This is a genomic window from Colwellia sp. 6M3 (genome assembly GCF_014077595.1).
Classification (GTDB): domain Bacteria; phylum Pseudomonadota; class Gammaproteobacteria; order Enterobacterales; family Alteromonadaceae; genus Cognaticolwellia.
Genome location: NZ_JACGWF010000278.1, coordinates 1 through 240, shown reverse-complemented (window position 1 = coordinate 240; position 240 = coordinate 1). Strand labels below are relative to the sequence as shown.

The following is a 240-nucleotide window of genomic DNA, read 5'->3' as shown; positions in this document are numbered from 1 at the left end:
CATCCAAAGAGCACAGCAGACCTTTTATTTTTCCAGGCCCCATTGGCTCAGGATAAAGAACCAGTCTGGCCTGCCAGCACTCAGGAAGCGAAGGGTCTTGTTTTCTGGCATGCGCAGATACACTCATCTCTACTTTGAAGTCATGCTCAGAGTAAGATTCAATGACGGTGTATTGCGTGTTGCTTTTAATCGGGACCATCCAGTGCGACTGTGGGTGTTGCTTACGCCAATTAATCAGTA

The 240-nt window shown here is 47.5% G+C and carries 1 pseudogene; it reads right to left on the bottom strand.

Going from position 1 to position 240, the window contains the following annotated elements:
- Nucleotides 1-199, bottom strand: a pseudogene (locus H4J50_RS19940) (IS4 family transposase); the annotation flags it as partial.
- Nucleotides 200-240: the final 41 nt, after the last annotated feature.